This is a genomic window from Candidatus Brachybacter algidus, from assembly GCF_016707225.1.
GTDB lineage: Bacteria > Bacteroidota > Bacteroidia > Chitinophagales > Saprospiraceae > Parvibacillus > Parvibacillus algidus.
In genome coordinates this window covers 597,486-620,006 of the sequence record NZ_JADJID010000003.1, presented here as the reverse complement: position 1 = coordinate 620,006, position 22,521 = coordinate 597,486, and the positions used below count along the sequence as shown (strand labels likewise).

The following is a 22,521-nucleotide window of genomic DNA, read 5'->3' as shown; positions in this document are numbered from 1 at the left end:
TTATAGTAAACTAAACAATGGCTAAACAACCACAAAATAAAATGCGTCCGGCTGACGCTGAATTGAAAGATAAATTAGTAGCTGTCAATCGTGTTGCTAAGGTAACAAAAGGTGGACGTACCTTTAGTTTTGCAGCAATAGTAGTTGTCGGTGACGGTCAGGGTTCTGTAGGACAGGGCCTGGGTAAAGCTAGAGACGTTGCTGATGCTATAGCGAAAGCGATCGATGATGCTAAGAAAAACCTCATAAAAGTTCCAATTCATAAAGGAACGATTCCTCATCCACAATTGGGTAAGTATGGTGCAGGTAAAGTTTTCATAAAGCCAGCTGCTGATGGTACGGGTGTTATTGCTGGTGGAGCCATGAGAGCAGTGTTGGAGATAGCCGGTGTTCATAATGTACTTGCTAAATCTCAAGGTTCTTCCAACCCACACAACGTTGTGAAAGCAACATTGGATGCACTAATGAAATTAAGAGATCCATACACAGTGGCTCAGCAAAGAGGAATCTCTTTGAAGGAACTGTTTACTGGAGAAATTGAAAAATAATATAAGCCATGGCACAATTAAAAATTACACAGGTTAAAAGTACTATTGATAGATCTAAACGTCAGAAAGGTACTATGGAGGCTTTGGGTATCAAAAAAGTATACCGTTCAGTAGTACATGAAGATTCACCGTCTTTAAGAGGTATGATAAGAGCAGTTAATCATTTGATCACTGTTGAAGAAGTTAAATAATCTTTATATTAATAAGATATTCTCATGGAATTAAATAATCTTAGACCTGCCAAAGGTTCAAATAAATCAAGCAAAAGGATCGCGAGAGGTCAGGGAAGCGGACGAGGTGGAACATCTACAAGAGGTCATAAAGGGGACAAGGCGCGCTCAGGTTTCAAAGCTAAAAGAGCTCATGAAGGAGGACAAATGCCTATACAAATGCGTTTGCCTAAATTCGGTTTCAAAAATGTAAACAGAGTAGAGTATGTTGCAATCAACTTGAATACTCTTGACGCTTTGGCAGAAATACACAATGTAACTGAGATCAATTTCGAATTCCTTACTTCTAAGAAAGTAATTAAGAAATCAGAGAAATTTAAAATCCTTGGTACAGGTGATTTAAATAAAGTACTTACTGTAAGTGCTCACGCTGCATCTAAAATTGCTCAAGAAAAGATCGTTGGGCTGGGTGGAACATTTACAACTATTTAATGTTTACCATTTTTTTTAACACTTTTGTAGAGAACACAAACATATAGTAAGAGGATGAAAAGATTTATCGATACTTTAAAAAATATATGGGCCATAAAGGAACTTAGGAATCGTTTACTTTATACACTTATTTTATTGGTTGTATTTCGTCTCGGTTCTTATATAGTGTTGCCTGGTGTTATGTCTGATGTTTTATCTAACGTTGCTAAGGGACGTAGTGCTAATGACTTACTTGGTTTGATTAATATCTTTACAGGGGGTGCCTTTAATCAGGCTTCTATTTTAGCTTTAGGTATTATGCCTTACATTACAGCATCCATTATTATACAAGTATTGGGATTTGCAGTTCCTTATTTCCAGCGATTACAACAAAAGGAAGGAGAGTCAGGTAGAAAAAAATTAAATCAGATAACACGTGTACTTACTGTTGCTATTACATTGGTACAAGGCGGTGCATATCTCACATACCTTAAAGGCGTAGGAGCGATATCTCCAAATATAGCTCAGAGTATTTTCTGGGGATCGAATATACTTATTCTTACTACAGGTACTGTTTTCGCAATGTGGTTGGGTGAGAAAATTACAGATAAAGGGATTGGAAATGGTGTTTCATTATTGATCATGGTGGGTATATTATCAAGATTGCCACAGGCTTTCATCTTTGAATTTGATGCTCAAATGGCTTCAAGCGGTTTGATTATTTTTATTCTTGAGTTAGCTGCATTATTTCTTATCATCATGTTTACAATTTTAATTGTTCAAGGTGTACGTAAGATTCCGCTTCAGTTTCCCAAAAAGGCGATTGGTGGGGGAAGTCTTGCAGCAGGTAACAGAGAATACATTCCACTTAAGGTGAATGGTGCCGGTGTAATGCCTATCATTTTTGCTCAGGCATTAATGTTTTTGCCGGCTATACTTGCTCAGTATTTTACTGGTGCTGATGCTGGTGGAGCTTCATCAAGTTCATTTGTACGTTCTTTGAATGACCATTTTTCATTCACCTACAATATGATTTATTTTGTGTTGATAATTGTATTTACATATGTGTACACGGCTCTATTGATTAATCCGCAGCAATATGCTGAATATCTTAAAAGATCTAATGCATATATTCCTGGAGTAAAGCCTGGTAAAGATACGGAGGATTATATTGATGCTATTACTTCTAAAATCACATTCCCAGGTTCTGTGATTCTTGGTATTGTAGCTATACTTCCGGCTATAGCAGTCGTATTTGGTGTTAATCCATCTTTTGCTCTTTTCTTTGGAGGAACGTCTCTATTGATCATGGTGGCAGTAATATTGGATACACTATCTCAAATAGAAAGTCATCTGTTGATGAGAAAATATGATGGACTTGTTCAATCAGGTAAGATACAAGGTCGAGCCAGTGCTGGTGGTATACAAATAGGATCATATTAATGTTTAATATTACTTTCGAAGTATTTAGAGAGTTGAATATTTTTGATTCATTAATTATAAACATAAAGTTCTGATGAGCATGTTTAATTCTAAAGTTAAACCTAAGAGTTCTGAAGAAATTGAAAGAATAAGAGAGAGCTGCATAATTGTCGTAAAGGCATTAGCTCATGTGGCTTCTATCATACGCCCGGGTGTCTCAGGTTTATATTTAGATAAAGAAGCAGAGACTTTGATTAATGATTTGGGAGCAAAACCAGCTTTCAAAGGTTATAATGGGTTTCCAGCTTCATTATGCATATCTGTCAATGCTGCTGTAGTTCACGGAATTCCTAATAAGGAAGAATTTAAAATAGGTGATGTTGTATCTGTTGATTGTGGATCAGTTATGAACGGTTACTTTGGTGATTCGGCATATACTTTTGCGCTTGGCGAGATAGGAGAGGGTGTAAAGAAGTTATTAACTGTGACTAATGAGTCATTGTATAGAGGAGTTGAAAGTGCTAAGACAGGAGGAAGAATAGGTGATATAGCCTTTGCTGTTCAGGATTATTGTGAATTCACTCACAAATTTGGTATAGTAAGAGAACTTGTTGGTCATGGTATAGGAAAAAAATTGCACGAACCACCTGATGTTCCTAATTTCGGAAAAAGAGGCAATGGGCTTAGATTAGAAGAAGGTTGGACCATCGCGATTGAGCCAATGGTTAATCTTGGAAGCAAAGATGTCTATCAAGCCAAGGATAATTGGACTATATTGACCAGGGATGGAAAACCATCAGCACACTATGAACATACAGTGGTAGTGCGGAATGCAGGAGGAGAAATCCTGACTGATCATACGCCAATTGAAACAGAAATAAAAAATAATGCGAATATTGTAAATATTTCAAGAAATATTTAGATATTTGCACTCCGAAAAAAAGGACTTATGTCAAAACAAGATATTATCAAGCAAGACGGCATCATCGAAGAGGCTTTATCCAATGCGATGTTTCGTGTTAGGCTTGAGAATGATCATCAAATTTTGGCAACGATTTCCGGAAAAATGCGTATGCACTATATAAGGATATTACCTGGAGATAAGGTATCAGTGGAGATGTCTCCGTACGATCTTTCAAGAGGAAGAATCATTTATAGATATAAATAAATATAAAACAATTACTGATGAAAGTAAGAGCATCAATTAAAAAACGTTCTGTCGATTGCAAAATTGTAAGAAGAAATGGGAAACTTTATGTTATAAACAAAAAGAACCCAAAGTTTAAACAAAGACAAGGATAAAATTTTACAACTAATAATATTATAGTTCTATGGCTCGTATAGCAGGAGTTGACCTACCAAGAAACAAAAGAGGCGTTATTGCCTTGACTTATATCTTCGGAATAGGTAGATCATTAGCGACTAAAGTTTTAGCTGATGCTGAAGTTAGTGAAGATACTAAAGTGATTGACTGGACCGATGAAAACATCAAGACTATCTCTAGGATTGTCAATGATGAACATAAGACCGAAGGTCAATTAAGATCTGAAATTCAATTAAACATCAAGCGATTGATGGATATTGCTTGTTACAGAGGTCTTAGACATCGTAAGGGTCTTCCATTAAGAGGTCAGCATACTAAAAACAACTCGCGTACCAGAAAAGGTAAACGTAAAACTGTTGCTAACAAGAAGAAAGCAACTAAATAATTAATTAACATCTATATTTTATAGCTTCATTATTATGGCTAAAGCGCAAAAGAAAGTTAAGAAAAGAAAAGTTAAAGTCGAATCCGATGGATTGGCTTATGTTCAAGCTAGTTTCAACAACTTGATCATTTCATTGACCAATAGACAAGGAGAGGTTATTTCTTGGGCATCAGCTGGTAAAGCCGGTTTTAGAGGTTCTAAGAAAAATACTCCTTATGCTGCTCAGGTTGCTGCCACTGATTGTGGTAAAGTAGCTTATGATGCAGGTCTTCGAAGTGTTGAAGTATATGTGAAAGGTCCAGGCGCAGGTAGAGAATCTGCAATTAGAGCTATAGATGGTTCAGGTATTAAGGTGACTAAGATTTTTGATGTTACTCCAATGCCTCATAATGGATGTCGCCCTCCTAAGAAAAGAAGAGTTTAATCACTACAATTTATTTAAAAGTTTAATTAGAATATGGCTAGATATACAGGACCTGCAACTAAGAAAGCGAGAGCATTTGGTGAAGCAATATACGGACCGGATAAATCTTTTGATAAGAAAAAATATGCACCGGGTCAGCATGGACCTTCTCGTAAGAGAAAGCAAAAGTCTGACTATGCTTTGCAATTAATGGAAAAACAAAAGGCTAAATACACTTATGGTGTTTTAGAACGTCAGTTTAGAAATACTTTTGATAAAGCATCAAGAAAATCTGGTGTAACTGGTACTATTCTTTTACAATTCCTTGAGGCTCGCCTTGATAATGTTGTATTTAGAATGGGAATAGCTACTACTAGAAGAGGAGCACGTCAGTTGGTTTCTCACAGACACATTATCGTTAATGGTGTTGTAACTAATATTCCTTCATACGCAGTGAAGCCTGGTGATGTTATTGAAGTTCGTGGAAAATCACGTTCTATGGACGTTATCGTAAGTAATGTTAAGTCTAAGCACGACAATCGAAAGCATAGCTGGATTGAATGGAATGCAGAAAGAATGGAAGGTAAATTCCTAGCATACCCTGAAAGAGATTCAATTCCTGAGAATATCAACGAGCAGTTGATCGTAGAACTATACTCTAAGTAAGATCTTAATTACTGAATTCTCTCAGACCCATATATTTTTATAACCAGAATTATTTCAAATGAGCATACTAAATTTTCAAAAGCCTGATAAGATTATTCTTCAAAAAGCGACAGATTTCGATGGCCTTTTTGAATTTAAACCGCTCGAACCAGGCTTTGGCCAGACAGTTGGTAACTCACTTAGAAGAGTTCTTTTAAACTCTTTAGAAGGTTATGCTATTTCTGCGATTAGAATCGGTGGCGTCGATCATGAATTCTCTACCATTCCTGGTGTTGTAGAAGATGTGATTGAAATCATTTTGAATCTTAAGCAGGTACGTCTTAAGCTTCAATTAAAAGATGAGGATATCACAAGCGAAAAAATCTATCTTACTTTAAGAGGTAAAGAAGAATTTAGATCTGGTGATATTGAGCAGTTTACCAATGTTTTCAAGGTAATGAACCCTGATTTGCTTATTTGCAGAATGGAGCCAAGTGTTACTTTGGAAGTTGAGTTGACCATTACCAAAGGTCGTGGTTATGTAGCTGCTGATGAACAGCCTGATAGAGAAAATATTATTGGAGTTATTCCAATTGATTCTATCTATACTCCTGTTAAGAATGTTGCATACCAAGTTTCAAATACAAGGGTAGGACAAAGAACAGATTACGAAAAACTTACCATTGAAGTTAAGACTGATGGTACTATCCATCCGGAAGATGCAGTAAAAGAAGCTTCACGTATCCTTATTCAGCACCTTATGTTGATCACTGATGAGAATATCTCATTCGATGATGCTACTAAAGGTGAGGAAAATGTGGTTGATGAGCACATCTTGCATATGCGTAAGTTGCTTAAGACTACTTTGGAAGACCTTGATTTATCTGTAAGAGCTTATAACTGTTTGAAAGCTGCTAAGATCAATTCTTTAGGTGAAATGGTTCAATACGAAACTCACGAACTTCTTAAGTTCCGTAATTTCGGTAAGAAATCATTAGTAGAAATTGAAGAATTGCTTTCTACAAAAGGTCTTCACTTCGGAATGGATCTTTCCAAGTATAAATTAGACGAAGAATAATAGCAGATTATTTCTGCTTATTTAATAATCAAATATTGCAAATTACAGACACATTAAGTTGGGGTCAGTGTTGCGAAGTAAATAATAATTATAACAAATGAGACACGGTAATAAGATTAATGCCTTAGGTAGAACGAGATCACACAGAGATGCAATGCTTAAGAACATGGCATGTTCGTTGATTGAACACAAAAGAATCAATACAACTATTGCTAAAGCAAAAGTTTTAAGAGGATTTTTAGAACCTATATTAACTAAAACTAAGAATAATAGTACGCACTCTAGAAGGGTAGTATTTAGTTATCTTCAGAATAAAATTGCCGTAGATACTTTGTTTACTGAAATCAGAGATAAAATCATCAACAGACCGGGTGGCTATCTTCGTATCATCAAAATGGGTGTACGTAAGCATGACAATACTGAAATGGCGATGATTGAATTCGTTGATTACAACACTATTTACAATCCAAACGAATCTTTGGATGGTAAGGCTAAAGTTAAAACTAGAAGAAGCCGTAAAAAGTCAGGTGTAACGCCTTCTGCTCCTGCAGCTGAAATGGTTGAAACAGTTGAAGAAACTTCAATTGTAGAGGACGTAGTTGAGCAAACTGCTCCGGAAGTTGTTGAAGAAGCACCAATGGTTGCAGAAACTCCTGCAGTGGAAGAGTCTCCGGTAGTTGAAGAAGAAGTTATTGCTGAAGCACCTGTTGAAGATGCTCCTGCGACTGAATCGACTGAAGAAGAAGAGAAAGCTTAGTTTAGCTTAGAAATATCTAAAGCGGTCTGGACATTGTTCAGACCGCTTTTTTTTTGCACTGAAAGGACTGAGTTTCCCGTTTTAAAGATTTTAGTAAAATAAGCAAAACGCGGGATTGCTGTTACCAACATATTTGTGTGGTTTATTTATTATTTTTAAAACTGTTATTTTGTTTTATAAATATCTTGAATATGATACGTGTATTACTTTTTGAAGATAATTCTGATTTTGCGGATAGCGTCACAGAACTAATTGCCAATACAGAAGGTATTACGCTCGTTGGAGTTTGTGAGAATGCTAAAAATGTCGTCAGGAATATTGCGTTTTATAAACCTGATATAGTTTTAATGGATATTGATATGCCGGTAGAAAATGGGCTACAGGGTTTAAGAAATATAAGGGCTGCCGGAAATGAGGTTAATGTGCTGATGCTCACAGTATTTGATGATAATGAGCGGGTATTCCAAGCTGTTTGTTATGGAGCAAGTGGTTATATTCTGAAAAGTACCCGACCTGAAAAAATAATTGAAGCGATATTCGATGTGCATAATGGAGGCGCCCCTATGACACCTTCGATTGCAAAACAAGTATTGAAACTTTTTTCTCAACCCTTCCAGCAATCATCTGATATACAAACTCTTACTCCCAGGGAACATGATGTTTTATCATTGCTGGTAAGAGGTTTTAGCTATAAAATGGCTGCAAGTGAAATGCAGATAAGTATCGAAACTTTTAGATTCCACATAAAAAACATTTATGCAAAACTTCATGTAAATTCAAAGAGCGAAGCAGTTGCGAAGGCTATTTTGAATAAGTGGTCTTAATATTTGCATGAACATAAATACCATTTGATTTCAACTTGACTTTGACACTTATGCCTAATTTTTTTGGGTTGATTTTTTGTGCTTAATATTTGAATAAAGTCCTAAAATTCTTCTTGTTGTATAGCCTCAATAAATTGTATCAAATTCTATAACTCCCACCCATTTATGGGGTGGTCTGATAGATTGTTTATAGACAATTTTACATGATATTTAGAGTATTCTGGTTTATATTCTCTTTTATGATCTATTTAGAAAGGCCTTAGGATGGTCAATCTACTTTTTGAAATTGAAAAGATCTCTCCTATAGAGTCGTAAAAGAATTCTTAAGCCTCAGTATTAACCTTCAAAATCTTATTAAAATGAAAAAAAATTGCATTTTGTTACTGGCAGTTCTGTACAGTATTTTTTTACCGGCCCAAATAAAATACCCGCTTACCCGAACAGTTGATAGCAGTGATACATGGCACGGAATAACCATCAAAGATCCATATCGCTGGTTGGAAAATCTTAAAGATCCGGAGGTAGAAAAATGGTTTAAGGATCAGAGTTTGTTGACTGAGATTGAATTGTCAAAAATGCCTCTTGCAGATGAACTTTATAAAGAAATGGTGGCCTTGGATTCCGTTTCAGAAGATAAAATAAGTAAAATTCGGGAGGTGGGGAATACTTTATTCTATTTCAAAATCCTTCCGAGTGAATCTAAAGCACAATTGTATCGACGTGAAGGAGAGCATGGAAAAGAAATATTAGTTGCCTCTCCGAACCTATGGGGTAAGGATTTTGAACTTGTGGATTATGAAATAGATCCTTATAAAAAATACCTTGCAATAACGGCCGACGCCAAAGGAAACGAAAGGATTATTGTCAGATTTTATGAAATAGAGAAATCCAGGTATCTTAAGGACACAATTCCAGGGTATTTTAGTGGCTTTCATTACACCCCGGGAGAGGTGCTTTACGAGCTAAGACCTACATGGGACGTTCATATTTCAGTACCCGAAAAAGAAAAACAATTCAAAAAACATGTGCTAGGTACGCCGGTAGAAAAGGACAAGGTCTATCTTTCTTTTCAGACAAATCCTGAATTATACAATTTGGAAAATACCTCCCAATTATGGCCTTATTGGCCTGGCATCGATTTTGATTACGAAATTTTGGATATTGGAAGTGTGTCACCTTACAGAGAAATTATGGCACGTAAAATTAATACCACGGACAATTGGGAAAAGGTTGTAACCCTTGATTCCAAGGTGACAAATTATTATTGTAAAAAAGATAAAGCTTTCCTTCTCACAAATTCTTCCAGCCCAAATGGATCGCTGGTAATGGTGGATATGTCTTCCGAAAAATTGGATGAGGTCCTTAATGAAATTGTCCCTGCTACAGATCTGCCACTAAAAATTGCAGCTAAAACCAAAAATTTTCTTGTATTGGAATATGAAGAAAACGGAGTTAAGATATACCATAAAATCGTAAACTTAAATACCGGTGAAGTTTCCCCATTTCCATACCCTGAAAATACCAATCTTACTTATGTTTCCCCATTCAGCGAGGACAATGATAAAATTCATATCATTCGCAGTGGATGGACCACTGCTTCAACTTATTCATATGCCGATCTTGCCCAACCTTCATTACCTGAAAAAAAACTTGGTTTCAGAAAAGAATTCAATTATCCATTTGCTGAAAATATCACATCAAAAGAAGTATTTGTGAAAGGTCATGATGGGGTGGAAATTCCTGTATCCATAGTTTATAGAAAGGATTTGGAACTTAATAGTAAAAATACAGTACTTGTTTATGGCTATGGTGCTTATGGTTATTCAACTTCAGCTTTTTACAGCCCAATTCTTTTAAATTTGGTAGAAAAGGGAGCAGTATTTGTGGTTGCGCATGTAAGGGGAGGGGGTGAAAAAGGTGAAGACTGGCACATGGCAGGTTTTAAGCAGACCAAACCAAATACATGGAAAGATCTGAACAGCACAGCTCAATGGCTCATTGACAATGAATATACCAGCCCGGCTCATCTTGCTTGCATGGGAGGTAGTGCCGGAGGCATATTAATAGGTAGGGCAATTACAGAACGCCCGGATCTATGGGCATGTGCCAATCCTACAGTTGGCTGCTTAACAATGGTAAGACAGGAGTTTACACCGAATGGCCCAATAAATACCCCTGAATTTGGTTCCGTAAAAAACATTAATGAATTTTTTGCACTAATGGAAATGGATGCCCTTTTACATGTCCAAGAAGGAGTAAAATACCCGGCCATGTTAATCAATACTGGTTGGAATGACCCTAGAGTTATTAGCTGGCAACCGGCAAAATTTGCAGCAGCAGTCCAAAAGGCAAATGCAAGTGAAAAACCTGTACTTTTGCAGGTAGATTACGAAACTGGTCATGGTGGCAGTGCAGATAAATTTGACAATTTTAGAAAAATAGCTAAGAGCATGGCATTTATTTTATATCATGCTGGTTATCAAAAGCAAATAAAACTTTGATGGTCAATTAGTAGCATAAAAATATGTGAGGATTTATTATTAAATTGCTACAAACTATAAAACAATGTGATTTTTAATTAATGTCAAAAGAAATACCTTCCTTTTTAAAATACCCGCTACTATGGATTTTCATGGTAGCGGTATTATTATTTCATGTAACATCCTGTCATGAAAAGAACGGAAGTAGTGCCGCTATGACGGCTGAGTATAAAAATGATACATCCCGAATAAACGAATACCTGACAATATCTAAATCCAGTTACAAAACCTCAGTTGATACAGCCATTTTTTATGGTGAAAAAGCTTATGCTTTGAGCAAAAAAATTGGAGATGAATTATTTAAATATAAAAGCACTTCCTGGCTAATGGAATGTTATTCTCAAAAAGGTTTTTTGGATAAAAGCCTTGAAATGGCAATTTATTGCTTAAATCATAGCCAGGAGACAAAAAATAAGGAATATGAATTGGAGGCCACAATTGAATTATCTAAATTGTATGCTAAACAGTTTAAAAATTTTGAAAAAAGTCTTGAATATGCTAATAATGCATTAGACTTATCTAAAAGAGCCGGAGACTTGCACATGCAGACCGAAGCACTCGAATGTCTTGCCGCAGTTTATTCTGATATTGATGATACCAAATCCTTGAATTATAACTTAGAGGCTTATAAGGTTGCTCTGCAATCAAAGGATGATGATTTGATAATAACGATGTTGTCTATTCTGGCAGAGGCATATTTGAATACCGGTGATCATAAAAATTCAATTCGTTACTACCGGCTGTGCCTTGATAGATTGAATAAGCCGGAAATGAACAAAATGGTCTCTTATGCCAAGCATAATTTGGGCAATGTTTATGCAGATCTAGGGACTTATGACACAGCTATGATCTTGTATAAATCAGCGTTGCAATTCGCAAAAAATCAGAAACAGGACGAAATAATAGGCCTTTGTTATTCATCTATTGCTAATACGTATATGAATCTTAAAGATCATCCAAATTCATTATTAGCAATAGATTCTGCTATATCAGTTGAAATTCCCAGAGGTTCCAGCTATCGATTGATGTATTTGTATCTCTCGAAGTCCTCATTTGCGAATAATCAAAAGGATTATAAACTGGCTTATGAAAGTCTCAGAAAGTATAAATCTTACAATGAAGAACTCAATAATGATGAAATTCAAAATAAGATCAATTTATTAGAATCTGCACAATTACAAAAGGCCAAGGAACAGGAATTAAAGATAGAAGCCTTACAAACAAAAAAATTCCGGATAACTACGATTGCATTAGTATTAAATTCCATTATACTGGCTATTTTTATATTCTACATTAAAAAACAGGCGAAGTTGAGGAGGGAGTTGGAGCAGGAACAATTGAGAAATAGGCTTTCCAGAGATCTTCATGATGATATAGGAAGCACTCTAAGCAGCATTAACATTCTCAGTAGAACAGCACAATTCAATTTAGATAAGACTGAGTCATCAAAAATTAAAACCGCCCTTGAAAAGATCAATGAAAGAAGTCAAAGACTGTTGACGAATATGAGTGATATTATATGGAATATAAAAACCGGGAATGATACGCTGGAAGATGTTATGAGCCGAATGCGAGAGTATGCTGTATCTATTTTCGAAGCCCAAAACATTGAATTTTCAATTCTCTTTCCGGAAAATACCATGAACTGCAAGCTTTCAATGACCGAAAAAAACAATCTTTACATGATCTTTAAGGAATCTGTTAATAATTTAGCTAAATATTCCGGTGCAACACATGCGAACATCCAACTTATAATTAGTACCAATCATCTTCAAATGTCAATAAGTGATAACGGTAGGGGCTTCGAAGAAAGCGAATTGTTTCATAGCGGGGGACTCTTGAATATGCGACAAAGAGCGGAAGAAATGAATGGCAGATTTAACATAATTTCAGGGCCGGGAAAGGGAACCTTTTTGGAGCTGAGTATGCCTTATAGCTGTTAACTCAGCCTGGCTTATTTTTATCAATGAAGCTATAAACATTCATCTTTAAAGAATATTGTGCCCTTATGTTTGCAATCCAATACTTAATAAATGTTGCAATTATAATAATCAAGTTTCGGTGGTCTCTTAACTAATTTTTATGTTTATTAAACTAAAAAATGAATGGTAGATGTTAGATGTCCTTGCATCAATACAGTTAAAATTAGGTTTTATATCATATTTATAGAAAAAATAAAGATCAATTAACTGAATACATCTGACTTCTAAAATCAGACATCTACCATCGTTTATAATTAACGAGACTCAAGTAATTATTTTTTAAAAATAAGTTTCGTGTAAAAAGAACCAATTTTCTGGTAATTCACTTTTTTATATTATTTTTTTACCCCCTATTTATGTGGTTTTGAAGTATAGATATCTGATATACTTTTGTTTCAGCTGAGTTGGTATAAATTTAATTCTCTACCAATGAATATTTAAATTAATTAATATAAATAAAATAGAAAAATGAAAAAAAGATTGCTCTTAATGCTTTTAATAATGCTTTTGATAGTTTTTCCATTTTTATGTGGAGTACTTCTAACTTCTTTTTCTCCTTACCAAGAGGGAAATACTGTCACAAAATATTTAATCACTTATTTGGTATTGATATCAATTGTGTCCATAATTTTGTTTTATATCACTTTTTATTTTAAAAAATCCTTTGTGCAACCTATAAAGCCTGCTCTAATACTATTTTTTATAGGTTTTATTATCCTTGGTATTGTCGGACTTAAATCCGCACCGGACCTAACAATAGCGATGTTGAAACATCCTGAGCGGGAACATTTCAGGTATATTTTGTTAATCATAGGCGCACTGCTCTATGGATTGTTTTCCTTTGATGTCTTAAGAAATAACTTTCTAAATATTAATGGCAAGCTAAAGTGGGGTATAACAGCTATAGTTCTTATCACATTTTTTGAAATGATAATGGAGTTTCGTCATCATTATTTTTATGCTGAAAATTTGCAAAAATGGATTAATTCCGGAAACAATAGTCATGATTTTAGTGATTACTATGATAACTGGATAATATGCACTTTGGGCGCGATAGGGCGACTTTTAATTTATATCCTTATTATTTGGATATCCATAAGGTTGTATAGGCTAAAAAGGACAATTATTTGGAATCCAATACTAACTACGTTTTTGGCTGTTTTTGGCGTGATATCTTCAATTGTAATGATATTTTTCTTTGCTTTCGATATAGCGGCACCACCTCAGTTTGGGTTTTTAATGATATTTTTTATTCCGGGTATTCCATTTTTACTTTTGTATTGGCTGGGCGTAGGTTTATTGACAAAACGCCCTGAATCAATAAATACATAATGACTTAAAATTTCCAATAAAATTACAAAGTTAAGTAGCAGTCAACTAAATGGAAATAACTCTGATACTAAAAAAATTGAAAGTTTAAAAGTTGAATGCCCGAATCTTAATAGATACTCGATTGCTCTTCTTACTAACTTGCAAGAAATTTTCTTAGGCAATAGACCAGCACCTCCAAGCTGGGTAAAAATGGAGCAGGATTTGTGGATTGCTTATATAAAAGAGAAAGGAGATTCATTTATTTCAAATAATGTAGTTGTAGATCACCTACATGCTATTGGTTTGCACAAAAGGCTGGGAATAAATTCACTTGTGGAAGGAGGATTATTTATGGTGTGGCCAAAATCATCAACAGACCGGGAGGTTACCTTCGTATCATCAAAATGGGTGTACGTAAGCATGACAACACGGAGATGGCGATGATTGAATTTGTTGATTACAACACTATTTACAATCCAAACGAATCTTTGGATGGTAAGGCTAAAGTTAAAACTAGAAGAAGCCGTAAGAAAGCTGGTGTTACGCCATCTGCACCTGCTGCTGAAGTAGTTGAAACAGTTGAAGAAACACCAGTAATAGAGGATGTCGTTGAGCAATCTGCTCCTGAAGTAGTTGAAGAAACTCCAGTAGTTGAAGAAGTTGTTGCTGAAGTAGAAACTCCAGAAGCAAAAGATGAAACTCCGGCAGTAGAAGAATCTGAAGAAGAAGCGAAAGCTTAATTTCCTTTTAAAATATAAAAAAGCGGTTTGGACATTGTTCAGACCGTTTTTTTTATGTCCGGTAGTTTCATATTTTCTTTAATTGAATACATCAGTAACGTTTAATATTTGTAATGACATTTTCTTATTAAAGATCTTTTATGAATATTTTCTCTTTATATTCTTTGGTTTTAGAAGAAGAATATTTTATTCGCTTATAAAAAATATAAAATTTAATAGTTATACATTACATTATATTGTAATGTATTATTATATTTACCACATATTGCCAGTATACCCATCCCAATCCATGTGATTTTTTTATTTTTTTAAAGCTAACACAATGCTATCTATTAATTATTGGGGTAGAAAAGCCTGCATTTTTATATGCTCCTTATTTTTCTTTTTATTTATGTCATGCTCTATTAAAGCTCAGAATGAAAGTGGGGTTATACTCAAAGCCGGAGTTCACTCAACGGTATTCAGAAAAGATAATTGCGAACTCATTAAAAATGGAAGCGCAGGTTATACAATTGGATTTGATGGCCTGTTTTATAATGGAAAAATATTGATTCAGCCCGGTATTCATTTGATGACATTTCCTAAGCAATATACTCCCGTTAAAGAGGCTTTTCATGACGTATTCAGCAGACCTGATACTTCTTTTCATTATGGTTTTAAAATGCCGGTAAGATTGGGCGCCAATTTAATTGATCTTGGGGTTTTTAGACTAAAAGCTGCTATTGGTTTATATGGTTTTTATAGTCATGACGGGATTTACTTGGATTCTGAAGGGACTCAGAATGTCTATTATGTCTCTGGGGGATGGACCGCAAACGTGGGTGTTATTATCAAATTCCTTACCATTGAATTGGATTATGACAGGACTTTCGGTAAAGCTGATGATAGCGGCCCCTTATATATGAGATCTTTGTCATTAACTGCGGGATTGTTGTTTTAAGGTTAAAGTCCTATAAGTTATTATAAATCAATATATTATAATTAATAAAATGTTTACCTACATTTAATATTGTATTTACATTTAATCTTGACCTTTGCATAAAGTGAATTACATTTTATTCTAAAGTCTTGATAATGAAACGATCCATCGAAATAGCTGTTATCTCTGATGTCCATCTAGGTACTTATGGTTGCCATGCTGAACAATTACTCCAGTATTTAAGGCACATCCAACCCAAAATATTAGTGATCAACGGTGACTTTATTGATACATGGCAATTTAGAAAGAAATATTTTCCCATAGAACACATGGAAGTGATTAATCAGGTCATGAAAATGTCTGTACTTGGTACAAAAGTTTATTATATAACCGGAAATCATGATGATGTCCTAAGAAGGTTTTCGGATTCGGTAGCCGGTAATATTTACCTTATGGATAAGTTAGTACTTAACATAGCGGGAAAAAATTATTGGATATTTCATGGTGATATTTTTGATTTTTCCATTATTGAAACACCATGGCTTGCTAAAATGGAAGGCAAGGGCTATGATCTGCTCATTAGGATCAATAGGTTGATTAATAATTGGAGAAAGTTTTTTGGCAAAGGAGAGTGGTCATTCGCTTCTGAAGTAAAGAATGGCTTCAAACGTGCCTTGAAATTTATCAGCGATTTTGAGAAAAAAGCTATTGAGATTGCAGCAGAGAAAGGATATGACGGTGTAATCTGTGGTCACATCCACATCCCGGTTATCCGAAATGAAAAAGTAGGGGAGAAGACTATCGTTTATATGAATTCTGGTGATTGGATTGAAAATTTAACTTCATTAGAATTTAACTTCGGTCACTTGAGGTTGCTTAAGTATGATGTAAATGATTATTTGATAATTAATAAAAGATTAAAGGTTCCTAGAAAGGATATCAATAAAATAAAAGTTGACCACCATGTCTATGTGTAAATGATTGATACTTAAAAAACAGTATCCTCTACAATAAAAAATCCATCTTCTCCCTGATCTTGATATAAAGGCATTAAAATATATCCTGCGTAAGGACTTTTAATTGGACCATCCTGATTATCAGCAAGATATTCACCTTTTTTTATTCTTTGAAAATTGGTAAATCCTGGTTTCATTATGAATTCTTCATCAGGCAATATACCATACCGATACAGAAGTCTGGTTAATCTGGGCAATGTTTCAGAATAGTTTTCCAAGATTTGTATATGTCTGTTTTCGATGTGCTTCTCATCTACACAACCTGCGAATCTCAAGCAATTCGTGATGGCTGCTATCGCTCTATTAACTGACTTTGGATCTTCATGCTGTCCCGCTTCAAAACAAATGCTGGTGATCTCACCGGGAAAATTTCCAGAAGTAAAATAATGCAAGGTAGTGCCCTTCAACCCTTCTAGAAAACCTAGAACAACAGGAGCTTTAATTCCTAAAGCAAATTTAATGGCCAATGGATGTTCGGGTACTATCGTATATATTCCACCACTGGCTGAAGTGGTATGTAAATCCAATATTACTGTCCTCACAGGTTTGTATTCTTGGATTTCGTTGGTAATCAATACCTCCAGGTCATACATTTCTAAATCTTCGGCTTCCAGATTTTCTCTGTTCTGTCTGGCCAACCATTGAATCCTTTCCGGTTCCCAAAGTCTGTTGAGGTCTTTTTTTATGAATCGCTTATTAAGTTTTGAAGCCTCTAAATGTCCTACAACACCTATAAAACGGCCATTAAAAACAAAATCTTCATTCGTAATTGGCTCGACTTCCAGCATTTTGAGCATTAAGTCTATGGCTTTCAGTCCAGCCTTCTCATTGCCATGCATCGCACCAAAACAAATAACCAGTGGTCCTTTCCGCCCTTCATCATATCTTCCAATTACTCTTTCCATCTTTTTAATTTCAGTATAGTATTCCAATATATAATCGATAAAGCATCACATTCCTTTTACCGCCAGTACTTTGGCTAGGTTAGGAAAACCACTATCTTTCCATTTCCACAGCAATAATGATGCCGCACTTCTGTAAGGACGCCATTTTTCAGCAATTATGGTCATTTTTTTTGGAAGATCTTTATCAGTGGCATCTAATTGATACATTTTAGCAAAACCTTGTTGGACCCCGAGATCCTTGATTGGCCAAATATCTGTTTTGTGTAAATTGAATATCTGTAACATTTGCACTGTCCATTCCCCAACCCCTTTAATAGCAGTAAGTGTCTTGAGAAGCTCGTCATCACTTAAGTTGACCAAGTTTTCATTGCTATGATTCATTTCATGAAAATGCTCAGCTATGTTGATCACATATTGAGCCTTTGCATATGAAAAACCTATGGATCTAAGTACCTCTTTATCCATCTCTTTAACAATGATGGCGTGAGGAAATTTGTCCTCAAATAGATCCAGGAATCTTAACCAAATTACTTTAGCCACCTTGGTGGACAACTGTTGAGATGCAACAGATGACATTAGACCCACATAAGGAAGGGGAGGAGCTTCAAATGTAAACTCCGGCAATTCATCAATTATGAAGTCAAATCTTTTATCAGCTCTTCTTAAATAATTAAAGGCTTCCGGTAAATAATTCATTTCCAAATCTATGGATAATAACTTTAATTTCAACTATCTTTGAAATAATTCCTAACTAATTAATATTGTTTGCATGCGGTTTTTTACTATTCTTTTACTTTTAATTTTGTCTTCTTGTAGCATTTTTGCACAAATTAAATTAACCCCAAAATTAATAGAAGAGTCAGCTAGGCTAGGAAATGTCTCTTGTATTATTGTGTTTGAACCTTTGTTGTTAAAAAGTTTAATTCCAGCCCATTTGACAAAGCTGGAAAAAGGAAGATTGGCATTTAACCAGTTAAATGATCACATGAATTCACTCAGTACGTCTGTTACAAATGTTTTAAAGCAGAACAATATCAAATATAGAGTCAATATTTCATCCTCAAGTATTTCTGTAAATAATGTGGATATCGCAACCCTCAATATGTTAGCTTCAGACCCTTTTGTTAAAGGGATATTATATAATTACGCTTTTAATAATTTGAAAGAATTGCCATTATCTGACCAATTGGAAGTAAGAAATACTTATACTTGGGGAGTAGCAAAAGTGGAAGCTGACAAACTACATGAATTAGGATATACCGGTGTGGGAGCTGTGTTGGGTGGAAACGATACAGGATTTGACTGGACACATCCGGCTATCCGGGCTAAATATAGAGGATGGAATGGTGGGATTGCTGATCATAACTATAACTGGCATGATGCCATACATGAAAATAGCCCTTTAAGCAACCCAAATACTCAAAACCCTTGTGGCTTGAATATCAAATTTCCATGCGATGATAATAGTCATGGCACGCATACTATGGGCACTATGGTTGGAGTTCAGGGAGATACACTTACCATAGGTATGGCACCCGGCGCGAAATGGATCGCTACAAGGGATATGGAAAGAGGCAATGGTTCTTTACAAACATACATAGAAGCACTTGACTGGTTTATAGCACCCACTGATACGAATGATTTGAACCCTAATCCTGATATGTCACCGGATGTGATCAATAACAGTTGGTATTGTTCTGAAGAGGAAGGTTGTAACGTGGATAATTGGACATTGATGCAAATTACTGTTTCGAATCTCAAGGCAGCAGGTGTTGTCGTAGTAGCTTCTGCAGGGAATTCCGGACCTAATTGTGAGACCATCGCATTCGTTCCTGGTATGCTGGATGAGGCATTCTCAATTGGCGCCACAGATTTTCAAGATACCATCGCAGGCTTTAGCAGCAGAGGAGCAGTTTCGGCTGATGGCTCATTCAGATTGAAACCGGATGTTTCTGCTCCCGGAGTTAATGTTTTATCTTCTGTGCCGAATAATGGCTATAATTACTATTCAGGAACATCCATGGCGGGTCCGCATGTAGCAGGTCTTGTAGCTTTGATGGTTGGCGCTAATCCATTATTGGCAGGTCAGGTAGATACTATTCAGGAAATAATAAAAAGAACAGCCGAACCGATTCCTTCAGGACAATCATGTTCAGGATTTGACGGTGGGACAATACCAAATGCGGTCTATGGGTATGGAAGGATAAATGCTTTAAAGGCTGTAAATGAGGCTCTTAAGTTTACTTTATCACGAAATTCTTTAAATAATGATCTAAGCTTTTCTTTATATCCGAATCCAGCTATTGGTGACATCACTATTTCTATAAAAGGAAAAGATGAGATCCAGGCAGTTGTAATGGTGGATATTACCGGTAAAATTCTACTTAATAAGAAAGTAGAAGGTAGAGAGTATATGACCAGATTAAATCTGGATGGATTTTCCTCAGGATCCTACTTTGTTAAAGTCGTTACAAAGAATCAAAGCGGAATAGCTAAATTGATAATAACAAATTAAGCCGTCTGAGCGACAAGAGAATGTCGCAGAATTCTTTGCTCTTCAATCGCATCAAAGGAATATCCTTTTTCTGCAAAATATTCCAATACTCTGGGTAAAGTATACTCCAGGTGATCCAATGCTTTAAGGCTATCATGGAAAACCACTATTGAGCCATCGGCTGCATTATTGACTACATTTTTATAGACTTGTTCATTCGTAAGATTAGGGTCAAAGTCTCCGCTAAGCACATCCCACATCACAACTTGGTAGTGCTTGTGTAAAAATTGTGCTTGTTTAGGTTTCAATTTACCGTATGGTGGTCTGAATAGGATACTATGGCTGAGTTGGGCTGCTGCTTTCACATTTAAAAAATACTCCAGATTATCAGTTTCCCAGCCATTAAGGTGGTTGAATGTGTGGCTTCCTACAGTATGGCCTTTTTCAACTACTGATTTGAAGACTTCAGGATTTTTACGGATGTTGTCGCCAACGCAAAAGAAAGTTGCTTTAGCATTATATTGATCCAATTGATCTAAGACCCAAGGAGTAACCTCCGGGATTGGACCGTCATCAAAGGTCAGAAAGATCTTTTTTTCTTCTGATTCAATATTCCACAATACATTGGGAAATAAGCATTTTACGAAGGTAGGAGTACGAACTAAATACATAAATTAAAATAAATTGTTGGGACAAATTGTTTTCCAAAGTTCCACTATATGGAGATCTGGATTTTAACTAAAACTTAACGATAAAAGATTGCTCTATTTAGTTAATAATCAGTTAAACTATTAACATCAAATATCGTGCCAAATTAATAATATTTTTTGAATCGGTAAAAATTATTATTAATAATCTTATATATATCAACGAATTATAGTACTAAAAAATTTTAAATATGGGACATCTTTTTTCAATTTAGGTTAAAAAGTCAATTTTTGACATATTTTGTACTTAAATCAAATTAGTCTCAATTTTTAGACGAGATTTTTGACCGTTACGTTGGGCGCTTGCTCAATTAAATTAAAATATTGTATTTTTGAATCCCATGGGATTTCATTAAAAAGCTATTTGGATGACCAAATTCTTTTGCAAAGTGTGGATAAATTCGATTAAATTGAGACCTTTTAACAGCATTGGAATGATTAGATTCTATAGTTAAAAGGATAAATTAAAAATTATTAATGAAGGATTTTTTAGATTTAGTAGGGAGGATTCTAATCTCAACGATTTTCTTGTACGAGGCATACGATACTATTTACTATTTTCATATGACTAAAGCAACCATGACCAATTATGGCCTTCTGTGGAGACAGGACTTGTTGTTAACAGGTGCCATCATCCTGCTGGTACTTGGTGGAATAATGGTTTTGATTGGGTATAGATCTTCGTTTGGCTCTTTACTCCTATTGCTTTATTATATTCCTGTCACATTCATTATCCATTCATTTTGGAATGATCCCGAAAAAGTCCAACGTATTCAAGCTATCATGTTTATGAAGAATCTTGCTATTATGGGCGGATTACTAATGATTATAGTAAATGGATCCGGAAAATATAGTATTAAAAGATTGCTCGCTACTATCAAAGTATGATATTGCAATCATTTTATTCGTTTAAATAATAAAATAATAAAGAATGGAGAATACATCAAATTATAAAAAGTATGTATTTATTGTACTTGTGTTATCGTTGGTGTCCTTTGGATCTATAAATTTGCATAAGGCATTTCAGCAGGAACCTTTGCCTCAGATGATCAAATCACCTTCAATAAACAGGCCTTTTGATTTTGCCGGGGAAGCAATACCGATGTCCAATCAGGATGTGCTAGATAGGTTGGACAGAGAATTAATCATGAATACTTATTTACATGGTTCAACTCTTCTTAATCTCAAAATGGCATCACGTTATTTTCCAATGATCGAGCCAATTTTGAAAGAAAATGGTATTCCTGATGATTTTAAATATCTCGTTCCCGTAGAAAGTAACTTTACAAATGCGACATCGCCCTCAGGTGCAAAAGGATTCTGGCAATTTATGGCGCCTACAGCCAAAGAACTGGGATTGAGGATCAATGACAAAGTAGATGAGCGATATAATGTGGAATTAGCTACTAAAGCCGCATGTGTATTTATAAATGATCTATACCGTAGATTTGGTAACTGGACCCTTACTGCTGCAGCTTACAATGGAGGTGCAGGAAGAATAAGCAAAGAACTAAAGGCACAAAAAGTTTCAAATTTCTATGATCTTTATCTAAATGCTGAAACATCAAAGTACGTTTTTCGAATTCTGGCTATTAAAGAAGTAATGAGCGATCCTGAATCTTTTGGTTACGACATCGAGCAGGTCAACATGTATAAACCAATCCAGGTGTCTAAAAGATTGACGATTGATACTTCAATTACAAGTCTTACTAATTTTGCTATAAGCAACGGTACTACTTATAAGATGCTTCGGTATATGAATCCATGGATTACAGACCGAGATCTACCGGTAGCCGCAGGTAAAAGTTACGAGATCTTAATACCGTAATTGAAAATAGAAGTCTAAGAATTGAATTTTAAATAAAAAAGCCCGCATCTTT

Annotated in this window: 26 protein-coding genes; 23 read left to right on the top strand and 3 right to left on the bottom strand. The window is 35.2% G+C overall.

Annotated features, from left to right (window positions below; all coding sequences use genetic code 11):
- Nucleotides 1–17 precede the first annotated feature (17 nt).
- From rpsE to IPI15_RS12420, 20 genes are all read left to right on the top strand, one after another.
- Nucleotides 18–548, top strand: coding sequence for a 30S ribosomal protein S5 (rpsE, locus tag IPI15_RS12515; RefSeq protein WP_287403621.1), 531 nt, complete (start codon nt 18–20; stop codon nt 546–548).
- An 8-nt stretch (nt 549–556) separates the two neighbouring features.
- Nucleotides 557–739 carry a 50S ribosomal protein L30 gene (gene rpmD / locus IPI15_RS12510; protein ID WP_287403623.1) on the top strand — a complete coding sequence of 61 codons (183 nt, stop codon included), beginning with the start codon at nt 557–559 and terminating at the stop codon, nt 737–739.
- A 24-nt stretch (nt 740–763) separates the two neighbouring features.
- Nucleotides 764–1,210, top strand: coding sequence for a 50S ribosomal protein L15 (gene rplO / locus IPI15_RS12505; protein ID WP_287403626.1), 447 nt, complete (start codon nt 764–766; stop codon nt 1,208–1,210).
- A 54-nt stretch (nt 1,211–1,264) separates the two neighbouring features.
- Entirely contained in the window at nt 1,265–2,632 is a 1,368-nt protein-coding gene (secY, locus tag IPI15_RS12500) for a preprotein translocase subunit SecY (protein WP_287403629.1), read from the top strand.
- Nucleotides 2,633–2,711: 79 nt separating this feature from the next.
- Entirely contained in the window at nt 2,712–3,533 is an 822-nt protein-coding gene (gene map, locus IPI15_RS12495) for a type I methionyl aminopeptidase (protein WP_287420530.1), read from the top strand.
- 27 nt (nt 3,534–3,560) lie between these two features.
- On the top strand, nt 3,561–3,779 hold the full coding sequence (gene infA, locus IPI15_RS12490; protein ID WP_287403634.1) for a translation initiation factor IF-1: 219 nt from the start codon (nt 3,561–3,563) through the stop codon (nt 3,777–3,779).
- Nucleotides 3,780–3,796: 17 nt separating this feature from the next.
- On the top strand, nt 3,797–3,913 hold the full coding sequence (gene rpmJ / locus IPI15_RS12485; RefSeq protein WP_083852679.1) for a 50S ribosomal protein L36: 117 nt from the start codon (nt 3,797–3,799) through the stop codon (nt 3,911–3,913).
- Nucleotides 3,914–3,942: 29 nt separating this feature from the next.
- Nucleotides 3,943–4,320: a 30S ribosomal protein S13 gene (gene rpsM, locus IPI15_RS12480; RefSeq protein WP_287403638.1), complete on the top strand. Its 378-nt coding sequence runs from the start codon at nt 3,943–3,945 to the stop codon at nt 4,318–4,320.
- Between the two features lie 34 nt (nt 4,321–4,354).
- Nucleotides 4,355–4,744 (top strand): 30S ribosomal protein S11, encoded by a 390-nt coding sequence (gene rpsK, locus IPI15_RS12475; protein WP_287403640.1) that lies wholly within the window; start codon nt 4,355–4,357, stop codon nt 4,742–4,744.
- Nucleotides 4,745–4,777: 33 nt separating this feature from the next.
- The gene (gene rpsD, locus IPI15_RS12470; RefSeq protein WP_287403642.1) at nt 4,778–5,389 is read left to right on the top strand and encodes a 30S ribosomal protein S4; all 612 of its coding nucleotides are present in this window, start codon (nt 4,778–4,780) and stop codon (nt 5,387–5,389) included.
- A gap of 58 nt (nt 5,390–5,447) precedes the next feature.
- Nucleotides 5,448–6,446, top strand: a complete 999-nt coding sequence (locus tag IPI15_RS12465) for a DNA-directed RNA polymerase subunit alpha (protein WP_287403644.1) — start codon at nt 5,448–5,450, stop codon at nt 6,444–6,446.
- Nucleotides 6,447–6,543: 97 nt separating this feature from the next.
- Nucleotides 6,544–7,203 (top strand): 50S ribosomal protein L17, encoded by a 660-nt coding sequence (gene rplQ / locus IPI15_RS12460; protein ID WP_287403647.1) that lies wholly within the window; start codon nt 6,544–6,546, stop codon nt 7,201–7,203.
- Nucleotides 7,204–7,394: 191 nt separating this feature from the next.
- Complete coding sequence (locus tag IPI15_RS12455) at nt 7,395–8,027, top strand: response regulator (protein WP_287403649.1); 633 nt, start codon at nt 7,395–7,397, stop codon at nt 8,025–8,027.
- A 359-nt stretch (nt 8,028–8,386) separates the two neighbouring features.
- Complete coding sequence (locus IPI15_RS12450) at nt 8,387–10,528, top strand: prolyl oligopeptidase family serine peptidase (protein ID WP_287403650.1); 2,142 nt, start codon at nt 8,387–8,389, stop codon at nt 10,526–10,528.
- An 80-nt stretch (nt 10,529–10,608) separates the two neighbouring features.
- Nucleotides 10,609–12,510 (top strand): ATP-binding protein, encoded by a 1,902-nt coding sequence (locus tag IPI15_RS12445; protein ID WP_287403651.1) that lies wholly within the window; start codon nt 10,609–10,611, stop codon nt 12,508–12,510.
- Nucleotides 12,511–13,215: 705 nt separating this feature from the next.
- Nucleotides 13,216–13,881, top strand: coding sequence for a hypothetical protein (locus tag IPI15_RS12440; RefSeq protein WP_287403653.1), 666 nt, complete (start codon nt 13,216–13,218; stop codon nt 13,879–13,881).
- A 138-nt stretch (nt 13,882–14,019) separates the two neighbouring features.
- Nucleotides 14,020–14,304 carry a hypothetical protein gene (locus IPI15_RS12435; RefSeq protein ID WP_287420528.1) on the top strand — a complete coding sequence of 95 codons (285 nt, stop codon included), beginning with the start codon at nt 14,020–14,022 and terminating at the stop codon, nt 14,302–14,304.
- On the top strand, nt 14,265–14,600 hold the full coding sequence (locus IPI15_RS12430; protein ID WP_287403657.1) for a hypothetical protein: 336 nt from the start codon (nt 14,265–14,267) through the stop codon (nt 14,598–14,600). The genes IPI15_RS12435 and IPI15_RS12430 overlap by 40 nt, the downstream gene beginning before the upstream one ends.
- Nucleotides 14,601–14,922: 322 nt before the next feature.
- Nucleotides 14,923–15,540 carry a hypothetical protein gene (locus IPI15_RS12425; RefSeq protein WP_287420526.1) on the top strand — a complete coding sequence of 206 codons (618 nt, stop codon included), beginning with the start codon at nt 14,923–14,925 and terminating at the stop codon, nt 15,538–15,540.
- A gap of 134 nt (nt 15,541–15,674) precedes the next feature.
- A complete protein-coding gene (locus tag IPI15_RS12420; RefSeq protein ID WP_287403660.1) occupies nt 15,675–16,496 on the top strand; it encodes a UDP-2,3-diacylglucosamine diphosphatase in 822 nt (273 codons plus the stop codon).
- A gap of 11 nt (nt 16,497–16,507) precedes the next feature.
- Here the strand turns inward: IPI15_RS12420 and IPI15_RS12415 are convergent, their stop codons facing one another.
- Complete coding sequence (locus IPI15_RS12415) at nt 16,508–17,440, bottom strand: M14 family metallopeptidase (RefSeq protein ID WP_287403662.1); 933 nt, start codon at nt 17,438–17,440, stop codon at nt 16,508–16,510.
- Nucleotides 17,441–17,485: 45 nt separating this feature from the next.
- Nucleotides 17,486–18,136, bottom strand: a complete 651-nt coding sequence (locus tag IPI15_RS12410; RefSeq protein ID WP_287403663.1) for a DNA-3-methyladenine glycosylase family protein — start codon at nt 18,134–18,136, stop codon at nt 17,486–17,488.
- Nucleotides 18,137–18,374: 238 nt separating this feature from the next.
- On the opposite strand from IPI15_RS12410, the gene IPI15_RS12405 reads away from it, so the two are divergent.
- Nucleotides 18,375–19,955 (top strand): S8/S53 family peptidase, encoded by a 1,581-nt coding sequence (locus tag IPI15_RS12405; RefSeq protein ID WP_287420524.1) that lies wholly within the window; start codon nt 18,375–18,377, stop codon nt 19,953–19,955.
- Here the strand turns inward: IPI15_RS12405 and IPI15_RS12400 are convergent.
- Nucleotides 19,952–20,605, bottom strand: coding sequence for a polysaccharide deacetylase family protein (locus tag IPI15_RS12400; RefSeq protein ID WP_287403667.1), 654 nt, complete (start codon nt 20,603–20,605; stop codon nt 19,952–19,954). The genes IPI15_RS12405 and IPI15_RS12400 overlap by 4 nt on opposite strands.
- A 513-nt stretch (nt 20,606–21,118) precedes the next feature.
- On the opposite strand from IPI15_RS12400, the gene IPI15_RS12395 reads away from it, so the two are divergent.
- Together IPI15_RS12395 and IPI15_RS12390 are read left to right on the top strand one after the other, a co-directional pair.
- A complete protein-coding gene (locus IPI15_RS12395) occupies nt 21,119–21,529 on the top strand; it encodes a DoxX family protein (RefSeq protein ID WP_287403669.1) in 411 nt (136 codons plus the stop codon).
- Nucleotides 21,530–21,572: 43 nt separating this feature from the next.
- Nucleotides 21,573–22,469: a lytic transglycosylase domain-containing protein gene (locus IPI15_RS12390; protein ID WP_287403671.1), complete on the top strand. Its 897-nt coding sequence runs from the start codon at nt 21,573–21,575 to the stop codon at nt 22,467–22,469.
- Nucleotides 22,470–22,521 lie beyond the last annotated feature (52 nt).